The sequence below is a fragment of the Streptomyces aculeolatus genome (assembly GCF_020400605.1).
Classification (GTDB): domain Bacteria; phylum Actinomycetota; class Actinomycetes; order Streptomycetales; family Streptomycetaceae; genus Streptomyces; species Streptomyces aculeolatus.
The window spans coordinates 1-17034 of sequence record NZ_JAINRD010000018.1 but is presented as its reverse complement, the minus strand read 5'-3'; the positions used below and the strand labels follow the sequence as shown (position 1 = coordinate 17034).

At 75.5% G+C, this 17034-nt stretch carries 12 protein-coding genes and 1 pseudogene; 5 read left to right on the top strand and 8 right to left on the bottom strand.

Annotated elements, in window-relative coordinates; translation table 11 throughout:
- Positions 1-22: 22 nt before the first annotated feature.
- Positions 23-1351 (bottom strand): M14 family metallopeptidase, encoded by a 1329-nt coding sequence (locus LG396_RS25995; protein WP_100301773.1) that lies wholly within the window; start codon positions 1349-1351, stop codon positions 23-25.
- Between the two features lie 158 nt (positions 1352-1509).
- On the opposite strand from LG396_RS25995, the gene LG396_RS25990 reads away from it, so the two are divergent.
- Positions 1510-2301, top strand: coding sequence for a MerR family transcriptional regulator (locus LG396_RS25990; protein ID WP_225796612.1), 792 nt, complete (start codon positions 1510-1512; stop codon positions 2299-2301).
- A 160-nt stretch (positions 2302-2461) separates the two neighbouring features.
- Positions 2462-3499 (top strand): peptidoglycan recognition protein family protein, encoded by a 1038-nt coding sequence (locus tag LG396_RS25985; RefSeq protein WP_225796611.1) that lies wholly within the window; start codon positions 2462-2464, stop codon positions 3497-3499.
- Between the two features lie 65 nt (positions 3500-3564).
- Here LG396_RS25985 and LG396_RS25980 read toward each other — a convergent pair whose 3' ends face one another.
- Genes LG396_RS25980 through LG396_RS25965 form a run of 4 tightly spaced genes read right to left on the bottom strand, consistent with a single transcriptional unit; the run spans position 3565 to position 9334 of the window.
- A complete protein-coding gene (locus LG396_RS25980; protein WP_018838731.1) occupies positions 3565-5742 on the bottom strand; it encodes a 3-hydroxyacyl-CoA dehydrogenase NAD-binding domain-containing protein in 2178 nt (725 codons plus the stop codon).
- 40 nt (positions 5743-5782) lie between these two features.
- The gene (locus LG396_RS25975) at positions 5783-7018 is read right to left on the bottom strand and encodes an acetyl-CoA C-acetyltransferase (protein ID WP_027745139.1); all 1236 of its coding nucleotides are present in this window, start codon (positions 7016-7018) and stop codon (positions 5783-5785) included.
- 13 nt (positions 7019-7031) lie between these two features.
- Positions 7032-8174 carry an acyl-CoA dehydrogenase family protein gene (locus LG396_RS25970; protein WP_018838733.1) on the bottom strand — a complete coding sequence of 381 codons (1143 nt, stop codon included), beginning with the start codon at positions 8172-8174 and terminating at the stop codon, positions 7032-7034.
- Entirely contained in the window at positions 8171-9334 is a 1164-nt protein-coding gene (locus LG396_RS25965; protein WP_225796610.1) for a CaiB/BaiF CoA transferase family protein, read from the bottom strand. Before LG396_RS25965 ends, LG396_RS25970 begins: the two co-directional genes overlap by 4 nt.
- Positions 9335-9510: 176 nt before the next feature.
- Here LG396_RS25965 and LG396_RS25960 point away from each other — a divergent pair, with 176 nt between their 5' ends.
- Positions 9511-10695 carry a saccharopine dehydrogenase family protein gene (locus LG396_RS25960; RefSeq protein ID WP_018838735.1) on the top strand — a complete coding sequence of 395 codons (1185 nt, stop codon included), beginning with the start codon at positions 9511-9513 and terminating at the stop codon, positions 10693-10695.
- 7 nt (positions 10696-10702) lie between these two features.
- Here LG396_RS25960 and LG396_RS25955 read toward each other — a convergent pair whose 3' ends face one another.
- From LG396_RS25955 to LG396_RS25945, 3 genes are all read right to left on the bottom strand, one after another.
- Positions 10703-14089 carry a hypothetical protein gene (locus LG396_RS25955; RefSeq protein ID WP_225796609.1) on the bottom strand — a complete coding sequence of 1129 codons (3387 nt, stop codon included), beginning with the start codon at positions 14087-14089 and terminating at the stop codon, positions 10703-10705.
- 67 nt (positions 14090-14156) lie between these two features.
- A complete protein-coding gene (locus tag LG396_RS25950) occupies positions 14157-14804 on the bottom strand; it encodes a DsbA family protein (RefSeq protein ID WP_225796608.1) in 648 nt (215 codons plus the stop codon).
- Positions 14804-16093: a DUF5005 domain-containing protein gene (locus LG396_RS25945; RefSeq protein WP_225796607.1), complete on the bottom strand. Its 1290-nt coding sequence runs from the start codon at positions 16091-16093 to the stop codon at positions 14804-14806. The genes LG396_RS25950 and LG396_RS25945 overlap by 1 nt, the downstream gene beginning before the upstream one ends.
- 81 nt (positions 16094-16174) lie before the next feature.
- On the opposite strand from LG396_RS25945, the gene LG396_RS25940 reads away from it, so the two are divergent.
- Together LG396_RS25940 and LG396_RS25935 are read left to right on the top strand one after the other, a co-directional pair.
- Entirely contained in the window at positions 16175-16657 is a 483-nt protein-coding gene (locus LG396_RS25940; protein WP_443729183.1) for a phosphatase domain-containing protein, read from the top strand.
- Positions 16658-16707: 50 nt separating this feature from the next.
- Positions 16708-16980: pseudogene (locus LG396_RS25935) on the top strand (VOC family protein); the annotation flags it as partial.
- Between the last annotated feature and the right edge of the window lie 54 nt (positions 16981-17034).

Here is a 17034-nt window from a genome sequence, read left to right as displayed (position 1 = left end):
CCGCCCGGCAGGCCTCCCCCGCTCAGCGGCAGCGTTCGACGGGCCTGCCGTCCGCCAGTTCGTACCCCGCGCGCTGGTCCAGCAGCAGCGGCACCAGCGCCCGCAGCGGCTGCCGCAGCTTCACCAGCGCGCCGCCGTCCCGCCGTTCGCGGGCCTCGACGCCGTGCAGGGCCAGTTCGTCGCCGACCTCCTCGTACTGCGCGGCGTCGAGTTCGTAGCCGCAGGGCGGGTCGTCGATGACCTGCCCCGGCGCGGGCGGCTCGTTGTCGGCGCCGCCGAGGTAGACGGGCCCCCGGTCGGCGAGGCCGCGGGCGCGGGCCGCGGCGGTGGCGGTCGCCAGCCGCCCGCGGTGGTCCGAGGCGTAGGTGAACGTGGCGTCGAGCGCGATGAGCTGGGAGCTGACGCGGCGCCGGTGGTTGGCGGCGGGGTCGTCGCGCTCGTCGTCGGTGAGGGCCGTGGTGCGCGTCTCGACCAGCAGCCCGGCCGCGTGCTTGAGGCCCGCGGTGTTGCGCAGGATGCGCTCCTGGCCGTCGCCGGCGACCTGGCGGACGGGCTCGCCGGTTTGCGGGTCGGTGTAGATGCCGTAGACGCCGGTGCTGTGGCCGGCTTCGCCGACGTCCTCGAAGACGTGGTCCTCGGTCAGGTGGCGGGCCTCGCGGTGGACGCCGTCGTCGGTGTTGAGGTTGCGCGGCCAGAGCGCGAGCACGTCCTTGACGTAGTACGGCTCGACGGCGCCGAACTCGTGCAGGTCGTGGATGACGTCGGGGCGGTAGTCGCGGATGACGGCGGCCATGGCGCGGCCTTCGGCGGTCTCCAGCGCGACGTGGTCGCGGTTGACGTCGACGCCGGCGGCGTTGCCGCGGGTGTCGGCGGCGCGGCCGTCGGGGTTGGCGCTGGGGACGACGAGGACGGAGTTGCGGGCCAGGAAGCGGCGGGTCGCGCCGTCCTTGGCGTAGGCGAGGTCGCGCAGGCTGGTCAGGCACGCCTCGCGGCCCGCCGGTTCGTCGCCGTGCTGGCTGCAGATGAGCAGGACGACGCTGCCGCGGGCGGCCTGCGCCGGCGTGGGCGGGCGGGGGGCGCCGATGCGTACGAGGTTCAGCGGGCGGCCCTGCTCGGTGGTGCCGATGCGGTCGACGGCGACGCGCCGGCTGTCCCGGGCCACGGTCGCGAGGAAGTCCGCCTCCTCCTGCTCGCTGGTCCAGCGGGCGCCGCCGCTCTCCTCGAAGCCGGTGCGCGGCGGGTTGGCGGCCTCCGCGGGCGGGCCGGTGAGCGGTGCGAACACGACGGCCGCCGCGCAGGCCGCGAGCGTGACCGTGCGGAGCACGGTGAGGCGGGGGGCGCGCATGCGCATGGGCGGTCTCCCAGGGCGGAGAGCGATGAGGGTGGCCAGAAGATAGCGGAGGGTGACGCGCCGCAGAAGCCTTCGCGCACGAAGTCCCGGCGGCCGGCGGGCATCGGGGGTCGCCGCGGTCTTTCACAGGATCGGTGAGACAGCAATATTGTTGGACCATGACCCAGGAGACGGAGGCGGCCGGGCTGACCGTGGACGAACTGGCCGCACGCGCGGGCGTCACCGTGCGCACGGTCCGCTTCTACTCCACCCGCGGGCTGCTGCCCCCGCCGGCCATCGGCCCGCGGCGCGTGGGTCGCTACGGCCCCGAGCACCTGTCCCGGCTCGCGCTCATCGAGGAGTTGCAGCACCAGGGGCTGACGCTGGCGGCGATCGAGCGGTACGTGCAGCAGTTGCCGCCCGGGCTGAGTGCCGAGGACCACGCGCTGCACCGCGCGCTGGTGGCCACCTGGGTGCCGGACGCGGAGGCGGAGGTGAGCCGGGCGGAGCTGGAGCGGCGGGCGGGGCGGTCGCTGACCGACGACGACGTGGCGCGGCTGGCCGCGATGGGGGTGCTGGAGCGTACGCCGCCGGACGCCGGTGCGAACGGCGCAGGACCGGGTGCGGGCGGCGGCGACGCCTTCCGGGTCGACCCGGCCGTCCTCCATCTCGGCGTACGGCTGCTCGACGTGCCGATCCGGCTGGAGACGGTGCTCACCGCCCGGGAGGTGGTGCAGGAGCACTCCCGCGCGGTGGCGCGCGAGCTGACCCGGCTCTTCCGCGACGAGGTGTGGGAGCCGTTCGGCGAGGCGGACCCCGACCCGGAGCAGGTCGAGACGATGAAGTCACTGTCGGCGCACATGCAGCCGATGGTGGTCCAGGCGCTGGTGACGGCCTTCCAGCGGTCGATGAAGGCGGAGCTGCGGGCGTCGTTCCCCGCGGACCGGCCGGAGGACCGGCCCGCGGAGTGACCTTGCGCACGTAGGCCTGTGACGGGTGAGGTTCCGACCGGCCGTCTGTGCACTACGACATACGCGCAGTCCGCGGCGGCTCTTGCCCGGGGCCCGACGGTGTTGTCATGCTCATCCGCGTCGCAGTCGCAAACCGCCGTCCGCGCCGAGGAGTTGGAGCATGAGCGCACGCCCCCGACGGGGACGCCGCTGGGCCTTCCCCGTACTCGCCGTCCTGCTCGTCGCCGCCGGCCTCACCCTCCCCGGCGCCTTCGCCAGCCCCGAGGCGGAGCCTGACGACGGCAGCTTCAGCCTCGTCGGCGTCTCCTGGCCGGCCGGCGGCGGCGCGCTCGACGGCACGCCGCAGGTACGCACCCGGGACGCCGCCACCGGCCGGTGGACGGCATGGCGGTCGCTGGAGGCCCAGCCCCGGCTTTCCGACACCGGGACATCCGCGCCGGCGAGGGCCGCCACCGCGCCGCTGTGGGTGGGCGACTCCGACGCCGCCCAGGGCCGGCTGCGCCGCGCCGACGGCGGTACGGCCCCGCTGCCCGGCCACGCGAAACTGGAACTCGTCGACCCCGCCGACGGGCCCGGGTTACCCGCCGAGCCCGCGTTCACCACGACCGCGACGCGGCCGGCGATCGTCTCGCGGAAGCAGTGGGGCGCCAACGAGTCGTGGCGTGACGGCCCGCCCGAGTACGGCAGCGGGGTCAAGGCCTTCATCGTCCACCACACCGTGGACAGCAACGGCTACTCGTGCTCGCAGGCCCCGTCGATCATCCGCGCGATCTACCGCTACCACACCCGCACCAACGGCTGGAACGACATCGGCTACAACTTCCTCGTGGACAAGTGCGGCCGCATCTACGAGGGCCGCCGCGGCGGCGTCACCAAGCCGGTGACCGGCGCGCACACCCTCGGCTTCAACAAGAACACCACCGGCGCCGCGGTCATCGGCTCGTACGGCTCCGCGTCCGTGCCCGCGAAGGTCACCAAGGCGCTGGCCCGGCTGTCCGAGTGGCGCCTCGGGGTCGCGGGCCACAGCCGCACCGGCAAGGTGAAGCTGACCGCGGGGAAGTCCAACGGCAAGTACGGGAAGGGCGACGCGACGACCGTCTACCGGGTCGCCTCACACCGCCGGCTCTACCCGACCGCCTGCCCGGGCGCGAAGCTCTACGCCAAGATCGGCACGATCCGCACGATGCGCGTCGGCTGAGCACCGGCCCACCCCCCACCGCGGCCCCCGCCCGCCGGCTCCGGCGCGGCGGGGGCCGGGCCGGTTCAGACGGCGTCCATGAACGCCTCGTCCCGCTCCGCCTTCGCCAGCAGCAGCGCCGGCGGGTCGAAGCGCTCGCCGTACGCCGCCGCCAGTTCGCGGGCCCGCGCCACGAAGCCGGGCAGCCCGCCCTCGTAGCCGTTGATGTACTGCAGCACGCCGCCCGTCCAGGCGGGGAAGCCGATGCCGAAGACGGAGCCGATGTTCGCGTCCGCGACGGACGTCAGCACGCCCTCCTCGACGAGCCGCACGGTGTCCAGCGCCTCCGCGAACAGCATCCGCTCCTGCAGGTCGCGCAGCGCCGGCGGCTCCTGGTCCGGCTTGGTGAAGTGCTCCCGCAGCCCGGGCCACAGCCGGGTCCGCCTGCCGTCCTCGTAGTCGTAGAAGCCCGCTCCCCCGGCCCGCCCGGTGCGGCCGAACTCGTCGACCATGCGGTCGATGACCGCCTCCGCCGGGTGCACGGGGTAGCTGCCGCCGGCCGCCTCGACGGCCGCGCGCGTCTCGTTGCGGATCTTCCGCGGCAGGGTGAGGGTCAGCTCGTCCAGCAGGGACAGCACCTTGGCCGGATAGCCGGCCTGGGCGGCGGCCTGCTCGACGGTCGCGGGCTCGATGCCCTCGCCGACCATGGCCACGCCCTCGTTGATGAAGTGGCCGATCACGCGGGAGGTGAAGAAGCCGCGCGAGTCGTTCACGACGATCGGGGTCTTGGAGATCTGGCGTACGAGGTCGAAGGCGCGGGCCAGCGCCTCGTCACCGGTGCGCTCGCCCTTGATGATCTCGACCAGCGGCATCTTGTCCACCGGTGAGAAGAAGTGCAGTCCGACGAAGTCGGCCGGGCGGGCGACGCCTTCGGCGAGCAGCGTGATGGGCAGGGTGGAGGTGTTCGAGCAGAGGAGGGCGTCGGGCGCGACGACGTCCTGGATCTCCTGGAACACCTTGTGCTTGAGCGCCGGGTCCTCGAAGACCGCCTCGATCACGGCGTCGCAGCCGGCCAGCTCCGCGGGGTCCGCGACGGGGGTGATGCGGGCCAGCAGCGCGTCCCGCTTCTCCTGCGTCGTACGGCCCTTGGCGAGCTGCTTGTCGAGCAGCCCGGCGGAGTACGCCTTGCCCTTCTCCGCCGCCTCGACGGACACGTCCTTCAGCACCACCTCGATACCGGCGCGCGCGCAGGAGTAGGCGATGCCGGCACCCATCATCCCGGCGCCCAGCACGGCGACCTTCGCCACCCGCCGCTCGGCGGTGCCGGACGGCCGGGAGCGGCCGGCGTTGACGGCCTGGAGGTCGAAGAAGAACGCCTGGATCATGTTCTTGGCGGTCTGTCCTACGGCCAGGTCGACGAAGTAGCGGGCCTCGATGACCTGGGCGGTCTCGAAGTCGACCTGGGAGCCCTCGACGGCCGCCGCCATGATGTTGCGCGGGGCGGGGAACGGGGCGCCGCCGAGCTGCTTGCTGAGGTTGGCGGGGAACGCGGGGAGGTTGGCGGCGAACTTCGGGTTCTGCGGCGTGCCGCCGGGGATCCGGTAGCCGGGCTCGTCCCAGGGCTGCCGGGACTCCGGGTGCGCGTCGACGAACGCACGGGCGGCGGCGCGCAGTTCCTCCTCGGTCTCGACGACCTCGTGCACGAGCCCGTTCTCCAGCGCCCGCCGCGGCCGGTACTGGGTGCCCTGGAGAAGCACCTTCAGCAGCGCGTCGGTGATGCCCATCAGCCGTACGGTACGGGTGACGCCGCCGCCCGCGGGCAGCAGGCCGAGGGTGACCTCGGGCAGCCCGATCTTCGAGCCGGGCGCGTCGAGGGCGACGCGGTGGTGGCAGGCGAGGGCGATCTCGTATCCGCCGCCGAGGGCCGCGCCGTTGATCGCCGCGACGACGGGCTTGCCGAGCGTCTCGATGCGGCGCAGCGCGCTCTTGACGGCCATCCCGGTGTCGAACGCCTCGCGGGCGTGCTCGCGGTCGATGCGGATGAGGTCGTTGAGGTCGCCGCCGGCGAAGAAGGTCTTCTTCGCGGAGGCGAAGACGATGCCGCGCACGCCGTCGCGCTCGGCCTCCAGCCGGTCGGCGACGGCGGTGAGCGACTGGATGAAGTCCGCGTTCATGGTGTTGGCGGACTGGTTCGGGTCGTCCAGGACGAGGGTGACGACGCCGGTGTCGTCCTGCTCCCAGCGGATCGTGTTCGTGTGGCTCATGGTGATGAGGTGGTCTCCGTAGGCGGGGGGCGGGACGGGGTCAGAGGCGCTCGACGACGGTGGCGATGCCCATGCCGCCGCCGACGCAGAGGGTGGCGAGCCCGTAGCGCAGGTCGCGGCGCTCCAGCTCGTCGACGAGGGTGCCGAGGATCATGGCGCCGGTGGCGCCGAGGGGGTGGCCCATGGCGATGGCGCCGCCGTTGACGTTGACCTTGTCCAGGCTGACGCCCATGTCATCGGCGAAGCGCAGCACGACGGCGGCGAACGCCTCGTTGATCTCGATGAGGTCGATGTCGTCGATGCCGAGGCCGGCCTTGGCGAGCGCCTTGCGGGTCGCGGGCGCGGGGCCGGTGAGCATGATCGTGGGCTCGGAGCCGGTGACGGCGGCGGAGACGATACGGGCCCGGGGGGTGAGCCCGTAGCGCCTGCCGACCTCGGCGGAGCCGATCGCGACGAGGGCGGCGCCGTCGACGATGCCGGAGGAGTTGCCGGCGTGGTGGACGTGGTCGATCCGCTCCACCCAGTGGTACTTCTGCAGCGCCACGGCGTCGAAGCCGCCCAGCTCGCCGATGTCCGCGAAGGCCGGCTTCAGCCTGGCGAGGCTGTCGGCGGTGGTGCCGGGCCTGACGTGCTCGTCCCGGTCCAGGACGGTCAGCCCGCCGCGGTCCACGACCGGCACCACGGAGCGCTCGAACCGCCCCTCCTTCCACGCCTGGACGGCCCGCTCCTGCGACATCGCGGCGAACTCGTCGACGTCCCGGCGGCTGTAGTCCCCGATCGTGGCGATGAGGTCGGCGCCGATGCCCTGGGGTACGAAGCCGACCTCCATGTTGGTCATCGGGTCGTTGAACCAGGCGCCGCCGTCCGAGCCGATCGGCACCCGCGACATCGACTCCACGCCGCCGGCGAGGATCAGGTCCTCCCAGCCGGAGCGGATCTTCGCGGCGGCGATGTTGACGGCCTCGAGACCCGAGGCACAGAAGCGGTTCTCCTGCACGCCGGCGACGCTGTCGGGGAGCCCGGCGGCGATGGCCGCGATCTTGGCGATGTCGGAGCCCTGGTCGCCGTGCGGGCTGACGACGCCGAGCACGACGTCGTCGACGGCGGCCGGGTCGAGGTCGGGGAAGCGGCGCCGCAGCTCGTGGACGAGTCCGACGACGAGGTCGATCGGCTTGGTCCCGTGCAGGGCGCCGTTGGCCTTCCCGCGGCCGCGCGGGGTGCGGATCGCGTCGTAGACGTAGGCGTCGGTGACGGACGGCCTGGCGGTTGTGGTCACGGTGGTGCGCCTCTCAGGAGAGCAGGGAGCGGCCGATGATCTCTTTCATGATCTCGGTGGTGCCGCCGTAGATGGTCTGGACACGCCCGTCGGTGAAGGCGCGGGCCACGGGGAACTCGCTCATGTAGCCGTAGCCGCCGTGCAGTTGCAGGCAGCGGTCCGCGGTGCGTTTTTGCAGCTCGGTCGCCCACCACTTGGCCATCGAGGCGTGCACCGCGTCCAGCTCGCCGGCCGCCAGGTCCTCGATGCAGCGGTCGACGAACGTCCGGGTCACGGCGCACTCGGTGGCCATCTCGGCGATCTCGAAGCGGATGTGCTGGAACCGGCCGAGCGCCCTGCCGAACGCCTCGCGCTCCTTGACGTACGCCGTGGTGGCCTCGACCAGGTGCTCGGCGGCGGCGACCGCGGCGACGGCGATGGCCATCCGCTCCTGCGGCAGGTTCGTCATCAGGTGGCCGAACGCACCGTCGCGCTCCCCCAGCAGGTGGTCCTTGGGCACCCGTACGTCGGTGAAGAACAACTCGGCGGTGTCCTGGGCCTTCTGGCCGATCTTGTCGAGGTTGCGGCCGCGCTCGAAGCCGGCCGCACCGCGCTCGACGACCAGCAGGCTCAGCCCGCGCGCGCCGCCCTCGGGGGTGGTCTTGGCGACCACGACGACGAGGTCGGCGAGGATGCCGTTGGAGATGAACGTCTTGGCGCCGTTGAGCAGCCAGTGGTCGCCGCGGTCCTCGGCGGTGGTGCGGATGCCCTGGAGGTCGGAGCCGGCGCCGGGTTCCGTCATGGCGATGGCGGTGATCAGCTCGCCGGTGCAGAAGCCGGGTAGCCAGCGCCGCTTCTGCTCGTCGGTGGCCAGGGAGGTCAGGTACGGGCCGATGACGTCGTTGTGGAGTCCCACGGCCAGGCCGGCGGCTCCGGCGCGGGCGAACTCCTCGGCCAGCACGGCCGCGAAGCGGTAGTCGTCGTGGCCGCCGCCGCCGTACTCCTCGGGGACGGCGAGGCCGAGCAGGCCCTGCCGCCCGGCGGCGAGCCAGGCGTCGCGGGAGACGACGCCGTCGGCCTCCCACCTCTCGTAGTGCGGGGTGACCTCCTTGGCGAGGAAGGTCCGCACGGTCTCGCGGAAGGCCTCGTGCTCGGGCCCGTACAGCCGGCGTTTCAACGGTCCTCCTCTACGGGGGCCACGGCGGGGCCCCCGGTGGGGTCGGCGACCAGGCCGGGGACGTGCCAGTCGCGGGCGACTTCTGCGGTGTCGGCGCCCGGGCGCGCCGGCGGACGGCGTACGCCGCCGGGGGTGGCGGAGAACCGGGGCGCGGGAGCGGGCTGGACGGTGCCGTACTCCTCGGTGAAGGTGCCGCGGGCGGCGAGGTGCGGGTGGTCGCGGGCCTCGCGCAGGGACAGCACGGGCGCGACGCAGGCGTCGGAGCCGGCGAAGACCTCGGTCCACTCGGTGCGGGTCCGCTCCCGGAACCGGGCGGCCAGCCGCTCGCGCAGCTCCGCCCACGCGGCGGGGTCGGCCCGGTCGGGCAGGGTGCCGGAGACGCCGAGGAGGCGGACGAACTCCTCGTAGAACGCGGGCTCCAGGGCGCCGACGGCCATGTACTGCCCGTCGGCGGTCTCGTACACGCCGTAGAACGGCGCGCCGCCGTCCAGGAGGTTGGCGCCGCGGCGGTCGTGCCAGGCACCGGCGGCCGCCATGGCGTGGATCATCGACGTCAGGTGCGCGGTGCCGTCCACGATGGCCGCGTCGACGACCTGCCCCTCTCCGGTGGTGCGCGCATGCTGCAGTGCGGACAGCACGCCGACGACGAGGTAGAGCGAACCGCCCGCGTAGTCGCCGAGGAGGTTGGCGGGGATCGCGGGCGGGCCGTCGGCGGGGCCGATCATGCCGAGCGCGCCGGTGACGGCGACGTAGCCGATGTCGTGTCCCGCGGTCGCCGCCAGCGGGCCGTCCTGGCCCCAGCCGGTCATCCGCCCGTACACCAGGCGGGGGTTGCGGGCGAGGCAGTCGGCGGGGCCGACGCCGAGGCGCTCCGCGACGCCGGGGCGGAAGCCCTCGACGAGGATGTCGGCCCGTTCGGCCAGCGCCAGCGCCGCGGCGGCGGCGGCCGGGGACTTGAGGTCGAGGACGACGGAGCGCTTGTTGCGGTTGGTGAGGTCGTGCGCGGGGTCGATGCCGAGTCCGGGGCCGCCCGGCCGGTCGACCCGTACGACGTCCGCGCCGAGGTCGGCGAGGAGCATGGCGGCGAACGGGCCGGGGCCGATACCGGCCAGCTCGACCACGCGTACGCCGTGCAACGGGCCGTGCCCCGTGCTCCCCATCAAGCCCCCAGCGGTGTGACACCAACTGTGTAACACCAGAGATGATAAGAACACGTTTCAGTGGGCACAAGTGCGAGGGCCACCCGCGCGGGTCGGACACCGCATCCGGGGGGCGCGAGCGGAATCCGCCGTCCGCCGCGTCGACTGGACGGCGCCGATGAACCACCCTGGACCCCATGGCAGACGAGTCCCGACCGCACGACCTGATCCTCTTCGGCGCCACGGGCTTCACCGGCGGCCTCACCGCCGAGTACCTGGCCCGCTACGCGCCGCCCGGCTGCCGCTGGGCGCTGGCCGGGCGGGACACCGGCAGGCTGGCCGACGTACGCGAGCGGGTCGCCGCGATCCGGCCGGAGTGGGGCGACCTGCCGCTGCTCGCCGCCGACGCCGCCGACCCGGCGGCGCTGCGCGGCCTGGCGGAGCGGACCCGGGTGGTGGCCACGGCGGTCGGGCCGTTCCTGCGCCACGGCGAGCCGCTGGCCGCCGCCTGCGCCGCGGCCGGGACGGACTACGCCGACCTGACGGGCGAGCCGGAGTTCGTCGACCGGGTGTACGTACGCCACCACGAGCGGGCCCGGGAGACGGGGGCCCGGCTGGTGCACGCCTGCGGGTTCGAGTGCACGCCGTTCGACCTCGGCGTTCGCTTCACCGTCGAGCAGCTGCCGGAGGACGTGCCGCTGCGCATCGACGGCTTCCTGCGCGCCGCGGGCCGGATCTCCGGGGGCACGCTGGCGTCCGCGCTCGGGGCCGCCTCCCGGCCGCTGGCGGGGGCGCGTGCGGCGCGGGCCCGCCGCCGGGCGGAGCCGCGGGTGGCGGAGCGCCGGGTGCGGGCGCCGCTGGGGTCTCCGACCCGCAGCGCCGCGCTGCGCGCCTGGGGGCTGCCGCTGCCGACGCTGGAGTCGCGGGTGGTCGCGCGGTCGGCCGCGGCGCTGCCGAGGTACGGGCCGGACTTCCGCTACCGCCACTACGCCGCCGTCAGGCGGCTGCCCGTCGCCGCGGGCACCGTGCTGGGCGCCGGGGCCTTCGCCGCGGCGGCGCAACTCCCGCCGCTGCGCAAGCTGATCGCCTCCCGGCTGGCGCCCGGCACCGGGCCGAGCGAGGACCGCCGGGCGCGCAGCTGGTTCTCCGCCCGCTTCGTGGGCGAGGGCGGGGGCCGGCGGGTGGTGACGGAGGTCAGCGGCGGCGACCCGGGCTACGACGAGGCGGCGAAGATCCTTGCGGAGGCGGCGATGTGCCTGGCGTACGACCCGCTGCCGGAGACGTCGGGGCAGGTGACGACGGCGCAGGCGATGGGCGAGGCGCTGACGGAGCGGCTGGTGGCGGCGGGCATGGGCTTCCGGGTCCGGCTCGCCTCGCCGTAGCGCAGGCCTACTCCGCCGCCGTCTCCACCGCCAGCGCCGCGTCCCGCACCTCCCGCTGCGGGTGCGCGCGCAGCGTCCGCAGCAGGGCGCGCCAGGGCTCCGGCCAGCCCGCGCGCTCACCGGTGCCCTCCGTGAGGGCGACCGCGAACAGCCCCTGCGCGTGACCGCCCGCCGCCGCCAGCGCGCGGGCGCTCTCCGCCCGCGCGTCCTGCGCTCCCGGCCGGGCGTCCGCGCCCAGCCGGCGGCCCAGCGTGCCCGCGGTGGCCTGGGCGAGCACCGGGCGCCCCTCGTGCAGCGCGGCGAGGTCCAGCAGCGCCGCCGTCAGCTCCGCGGCCGCGGCCTCCAGGTCGAGGGCCTCCGTGCGCAGCACCGCCGCCTGCGGCACGAAGTCGTCGTCCGCCGCGAGTACGTCGGCGAACGCGTGCAACGTGGGCCGCAGCAGGGGGTGCAGGGCGCGGGTCCGCGTGGTCAGCCGCCACACCAGGGAGGCGAGGCGCCGGCGTGCGGGCAGGTCGCGGTCCGGCTCCGCGTCCGGCTGGCCGAGCGCGCGGACGCGGAGTTCACGCGCGGCTCGTACGACGGGCTCGCGCGCCGGATCGTCCGCGGGCGCGCGGACGGCCAGGGTGACGAGGGCATCGGCCGCGGGCTCCCACGTGCCGCGGTTGTCCAGGTCGGTGACCGCCCGGCACAGCACGTCCGCCGCGGTGGGCGACCACGGTGCCCAGGCGGCCAGGCTGGTGTACGCGGTCCAGGCGAGCTGCGGGTCGTCGGTGCGGCTCGCGGTCTCCACCAGGCCCGCGTACCGCTGCCGGTGCTCCTCGCGCAGGTCGTGCGGCTGCGGCCGGAGCAGCGAGAGCCGCACCTCCGGTTCGTCGGCCGCGGCCGCCTGGAGCATCCGCCAGGCCTCCGGCCTGCCCAGCAGCCCGCCGGCGAACGCCACGCACGCGGCGCGTACGTCGCGGTGCTGATCGGGCAGTTCGTACGCGCCGGCCACCAGCGCCGCCGCGCGCTCGGCCGGCAGCCGGGTGGCGGCGAGGCGGACGGCCTCCTTGCGGCTGGTGACCTTCGCCCCGGCCGCCGCCCCGTCGGGTCCGGGCAGCAGCAGCGGGCGCAGGGCCTCCTCGACGCGCGAGGGCGCCGCGTGCAGGGTGGCGCGGGTGGCGGCGTACACGGCGACGCGGGCGCGGTCCCCGCCGGCGTGGGCGAGCAGCAGCGGCAGCCCCTCCTCGGGCCGGTCGGTCCACACCAGCGCGGCGAGCGCGGCCTCGGCGAGGGCGACGTCGTGCGCGCCGGTGTGGCGGAAGACGACGTCGAGGCCGTGGCCGGGTATGCGGGCGACCTCCGCGAGGGCGCGTACGCGGTCGTGCTGCGGGAGGCCGGTGTCGCCCGCGGCCCGGGCCAGCAGCCGGGCGGCGGCGGCCTGCTGGGCGGGGGTCCACCGCTCGGGTGTGACGACGGGCGGGGTCCAAGGGGTGCGCGGCGTCAGGAACCGGCCCCACGGCGGTGTGTCGCCGAGCACGGTGTCCAGCAGGTCCGTACGGGTGCGGGCGAGCACCTCGTACACCGGCGGGAGCACCGCGGCGGACGGCTCCAGCGCCAGCAGCCGGCCGACGCGGCCGCCCCGGCCCGCGCGCGGCTCCAGCCACAGCGACACGGCGGTGCGCACCGTCGCGTCGTTGCCGAACTGCACGGCCTGCCACAGGTACTCCTGCAGCTTGGGCATCCCCCAGGCGCGCCGCCCGAGCGCCCGCGCGAGCGCGAACGTCAGCCCGTGGTCGACCTTGTCCGCGCCCGCCTCCAGCCACGGTTCGAGGGCGTCGAAGACCTCGTGCTCCTGGCCGCGGCGCAGCGAGGTGTCCAGCCGGCCGATGTCGGCGCCGCCGGTGTGGCCGGTGAGCCGGGTGATCGTACGCAGCGAGAAACTCACCAGCTCCGGCCGCCCGCCGGCGGCGTGCTCGCGGAGCAGCGCGACGGCCAGGGTGCGCAGCGCCCCGCGGGTGGCCGGCGAGGAGTCGCGGGCGGCGATCGCGTCCGCGGCGATGTCGTGGAGGTGGTCGGCGGCGTCGGCGGTGAAGAGCGCGGGGTGGGTCTCGGCGAGCTGCCGCAGGGCGGTGGAGCGCACGGGGTCCCGGTCGTTGCGCAGCCGCTCCGCCAGCAGCCGGACGGCGCTGGTGACGTCCTCGGGGTGGCCGGAGCGGGCGGCGTTGGCGATGAACAGGCGGTACGCCTCGGCCCGTTCGTCGGCGTCGGAGCGGCGCAGCGCGGCCAGCAGCTCGCCGCGGGCCTCGGCGACGGGCAGGCAGGCGACCGCGCGCAGCACGACCGAGGGGTGCGCGTCGCGCGCGCGGGCCTGCGCCGCCATCCGGCGCGCCTCCACCGCCCGGCGCTCCCGGGGCAGCGCGTCGAGCAGGCCGGGCGGGAAGTCGTCGCGGGCGGTGTCCCGTTCGGCCATGGCGGCGTCGAAGAGCGCCTCGCGGCGGGACGGCGGGGTACGGCGCAGGAGGTCGGTCAGCGCGGAGGTGTTCTCCTGCCACAGCCGGGCGAGTTCGGGGAGTTCGGGCGGGGCGGCGGTGACCAGCCGGTCCAGGACGGTGCGGCTCAGCCGGGTCGCGGCGGTGCCCCGGCGGCGCTCCGGGGCGAGCAGCAGGCGCAGGGTGCGGCCGGGGTCGGCGGCCACGAGGCGGTTCAGCCGATCGTGCACGAGCGGCTGGAGCCCGCCGTGGCAGTACCGCTCCAGCAGGTCCAGGACGCGGTCCGGGGCGCGGTCGGCGAGGGGCGCGACGACGCCGGCGTGCGCGGTCCACCACGCCGCCCGGCCGCCGCGCGCCAGCAGCGCCAACTGGCGCTCCGCCTCGTCGAGTACGGCCCCGGGGTGCCTGCGGGCGAGGGCCGCGGGGCCGCGGAGCGCCGGCCAGAGCGCCGGCAGCAGGCGGCGCACGGTCTCCTCCGTGCACGCGGGCAGCAGCTGCGCGGCCTCGGCGTCGCCCCACTGCTCGCCGACGGGCCCGATCAGCGCCTCCGCGACGGCGGTGCGCCGGCCGCGGACCACGGCGCGGACGAGCTGCCTGCGGACGGCGGCGGGGGCGTCCTCGAAGGCGGCGACGACCGCGTCGTCGGCCAGCATGCCGCGCCGTACGGCCTTCACGCTCTGGGCGCGCACCGCGGCGTCGGGGTCGGCGAGCCGGGCGTCGAGGAAGCCGGTGTCCCGCCCGACGCGGGCGGCGAACGCCGCGAGCCTGCGCCCGTACGCGCCGTGCCCCTGCAGCCCGTCGAGGAGCGCGGCGAGTTCGCCGTCCCCGGTGGCCCGGCGGGCGGCGAGGGCCAGCTCGCGCAGGCGCTGCGGATAGGGCAGGGGGTCGAGGGCGCGGATGAGGTCGTCGGCGTGAGGCTGCATGGGACGGCATTGTTCCGTGCCGGCCGCCGCCCGGGCGCCGAATTCCTGTACGAACCCGGGGCGGCGGTCAGTCGAACGACGGCATCTCGCGGGTGCGGGTGCGCTTGATCTCGTACAGGCCGGGCACGGCGCCCAGCGCCAGCAGTCCGTCCCACAGCCGCAGCGCGTCGCCGCCGCGCGGCGCGGGCGAGACGACGGGGCCGAAGAAGGCGAAGCGGGCGCCGCGGGGCGGGGTGACCGCGAGGACCGGGCTGCCGACGTCCGGGCCGACCAGCGCGACGCCCTCGGCGTGCGAGGCGCGTACCGCCGCGTCGTACGCCTCCGACTCGGCGGCCGCGGCCAGCTCCCCGGGGAGCCCGGCGTCGTCGAGCGCGCGGGCGAGGCCGTCCCACTCGCCGCGCTCGTGCAGCCGCACGGCCAGCGCCGCGTAGTAGCGGCCGAGGGCCTCGGGCCCGTGGTGCTCCGCGACGGCGGCGCAGACCCGCACCGGCATCCGCAGGTACGCGCCCCACTCCCCCTCGGGATCCTCCGGGTTGACCTCGAGGCCCTCGTTGAGGACCTCCAGGCTCATCACCCGCCAGCGCACCCGGATGCCGGCCAGCCGCCGCACCTCCGTCAGCCAGCGCGCGGTCGTCCACGTCCAGGGACAGACGGGGTCGAACCAGAAGTCGACCGCGGTGCCGCCGGCCCCAGGGTCCTGCGCCTCGTCCGTCATCACTCCACCGTATCGAGGTGCAGGCGGACGAACCGCGGGCGGTACAGGGCGACGTTGCGGTGCACGTTGGCGGAGACGGTGTCGGCCGAGGCGTCCAGCCAGTTGACGTCGTAGCCCAGCAGCAGCCCGTCGCCGGAGCCGACGCCGGGATGGGCCTGCGGGTTGTACGCGGCGGCGCCGGAGCCGCCGGCCGCGTCCTCCGGCAGCGGTGCGGTGAACGCCTTGTCCGGCCCGTGCCACGGGCCCTCGGGCCGGCACGCCCAGTAGGTCGCGACGGTCGTCAGCCCGCTCCCGTCCGGCCCGCCCGCGTCCATCGTGAACAGCACCCAGGTGTCGCCCCGGCGCACCACGCTGAACGCGCTGCCGACGCCCTTGCGCCCGCCGTCGCCCAGCACCGGCTTCGAGCGGGCCGCGTCGCTGCTCCAGCGCTCGCCGTCCCAGTACCGCCACGCGGACCGGTCCGCGAGCCGCCCGGCGGGCACGCGCGCGAGGTGCGCGCGGGAGCTGCGTTCGGCCTGCTCGGGGGTGCGGCCGTCGGTGCCGCCCCACACGTAGGTCCAGCCGCCGCGCCGGACGGCCGCCGCGCCGTAGACGAGGCGGTCGGCGGGGTCGGCCACCCGCGACTGGTCGTCGACCTGGGAGATGCCCTCCAGCCGCAGGTCCGGCAGCGAGAACGTGGCGACCTCGGTGGCCAGCGGCACGCCGTAGATCCACGGCTGCTGCGCCTCCTGGCGGTGCCACAGCAGCACCCGCAGCACCTGTTCGGACGACCCGGGCGCGCGCGGCTCCACGACGGCGTGCACCGGCCAGCGCCACTGGCGCAGCGGGGCGCCGGGTTCGGGGAAGAGGGAGGCGGGTGCGCCGGGGGCGCCGCCGAGGAGCGTGCGTTCGAGACGGCCGTCCGCGGACATCACCAGTGCGGCGTTGCGCGTCCAGGCGGGGGTGCCGAGGGAGGTATCGCGCCAGGCGTGCTGCTGGCCCTGCCGGTTCGGCGGCGGCTGGACCTGGCCGAGGTACGGGTCGGAGACCAGCCACAGCGTGCGGCCGTCGGGCAGCCGGACGGAGTGGTTGCCGTCGCCGCCGGTCCAGTCGTCCGTGCGGGCGGCGTCGTTGCCGTAGCGCTCGAACTCGTCCGTCGTCGCGGCGTCGGCGGTCCAGCCCGAGACGGCGAGGCCGGTGCAGGCCGCGTCGTCGCCGCCGCCGTCGCCGTCGGTGAGGACGACGACGAGGCCCACGACGAGCAGCAGGGCCAGCGCGATCCCGGCTCCGGTGGTCTGGCGTCGCTCCATCGGGGCACGGTAACGGGCGGGGCCGGTGATCCGTAAGGCACCCCGTGGGGCGCGGCTTGCGGACGCCCGTAGGCTGGCGGCGTGGCGAAGCGAGACCTTGCGGTGTTCGACCTGGACGGCACCCTCACCGACACCCGGCACCGGCTGCACCACGTCGCGTCCTCCCCCAAGGACTGGGACGCCTTCTTCCGCGCGGCGCCTCTCGACCCGCCGCTCGCCGAGGGCGTGGCGCTGGCTCTGCGGTGGGCCGAGAGCTGCGAGGTCTGCTACGTGACCGGACGCCCGGAGCGCACCCGCCGGGACACCGTGGCCTGGCTCGCCGAACACGGCCTGCCCGACGGCCCGCTGTGGATGCGCCGCGCCGGGGACCGGCGGCCGGCCCGGGTGGCGAAGCCGGAGCTGCTGCGCCGGGTGGCCCGTGGGCGCACGGTGGCGGTGGTCGTGGACGACGACGAGCCGGTCTGCGCGGCGTACGAGAAGGCCGGCTTCCCGGTCGTACGCGCCGACTGGATGCCGCCCGCCGAGTCGCTGCGCACCGCGCAGGAGGACGAGGGCCGCACCTGAAGGGCGTGTATCGAGGGTCGTCTGTCACTCCCGCCCGGGATGCTCCGAGCGTGGAGATGACAGGGCAACTGACGATCGACTGCTCCGATCCGCAGAGGATGGTGGCTTTCTGGGCCGAGGCCCTGGGTTATGTGCCCGAGCCTCCGCCGGACGGGCACGCGACGTGGCGTGCGTACTGGGTGGCAGCGGGGGTGCCCGAGGCGGAGTTGCCGGCCGGTGCCGCGGGCATGCCGGAGTCGATCATCGATCCGGGGGGACATGGACCGAGGGTGTGGTTCCAGGAGGTTCCCGAGCCGAAGGTCGCCAAGAACCGGTTCCGATACACGCCCTGACGGTCGAACTCCGACCCCCCGCGAAGGCTCCCCTACGCCGCGTAG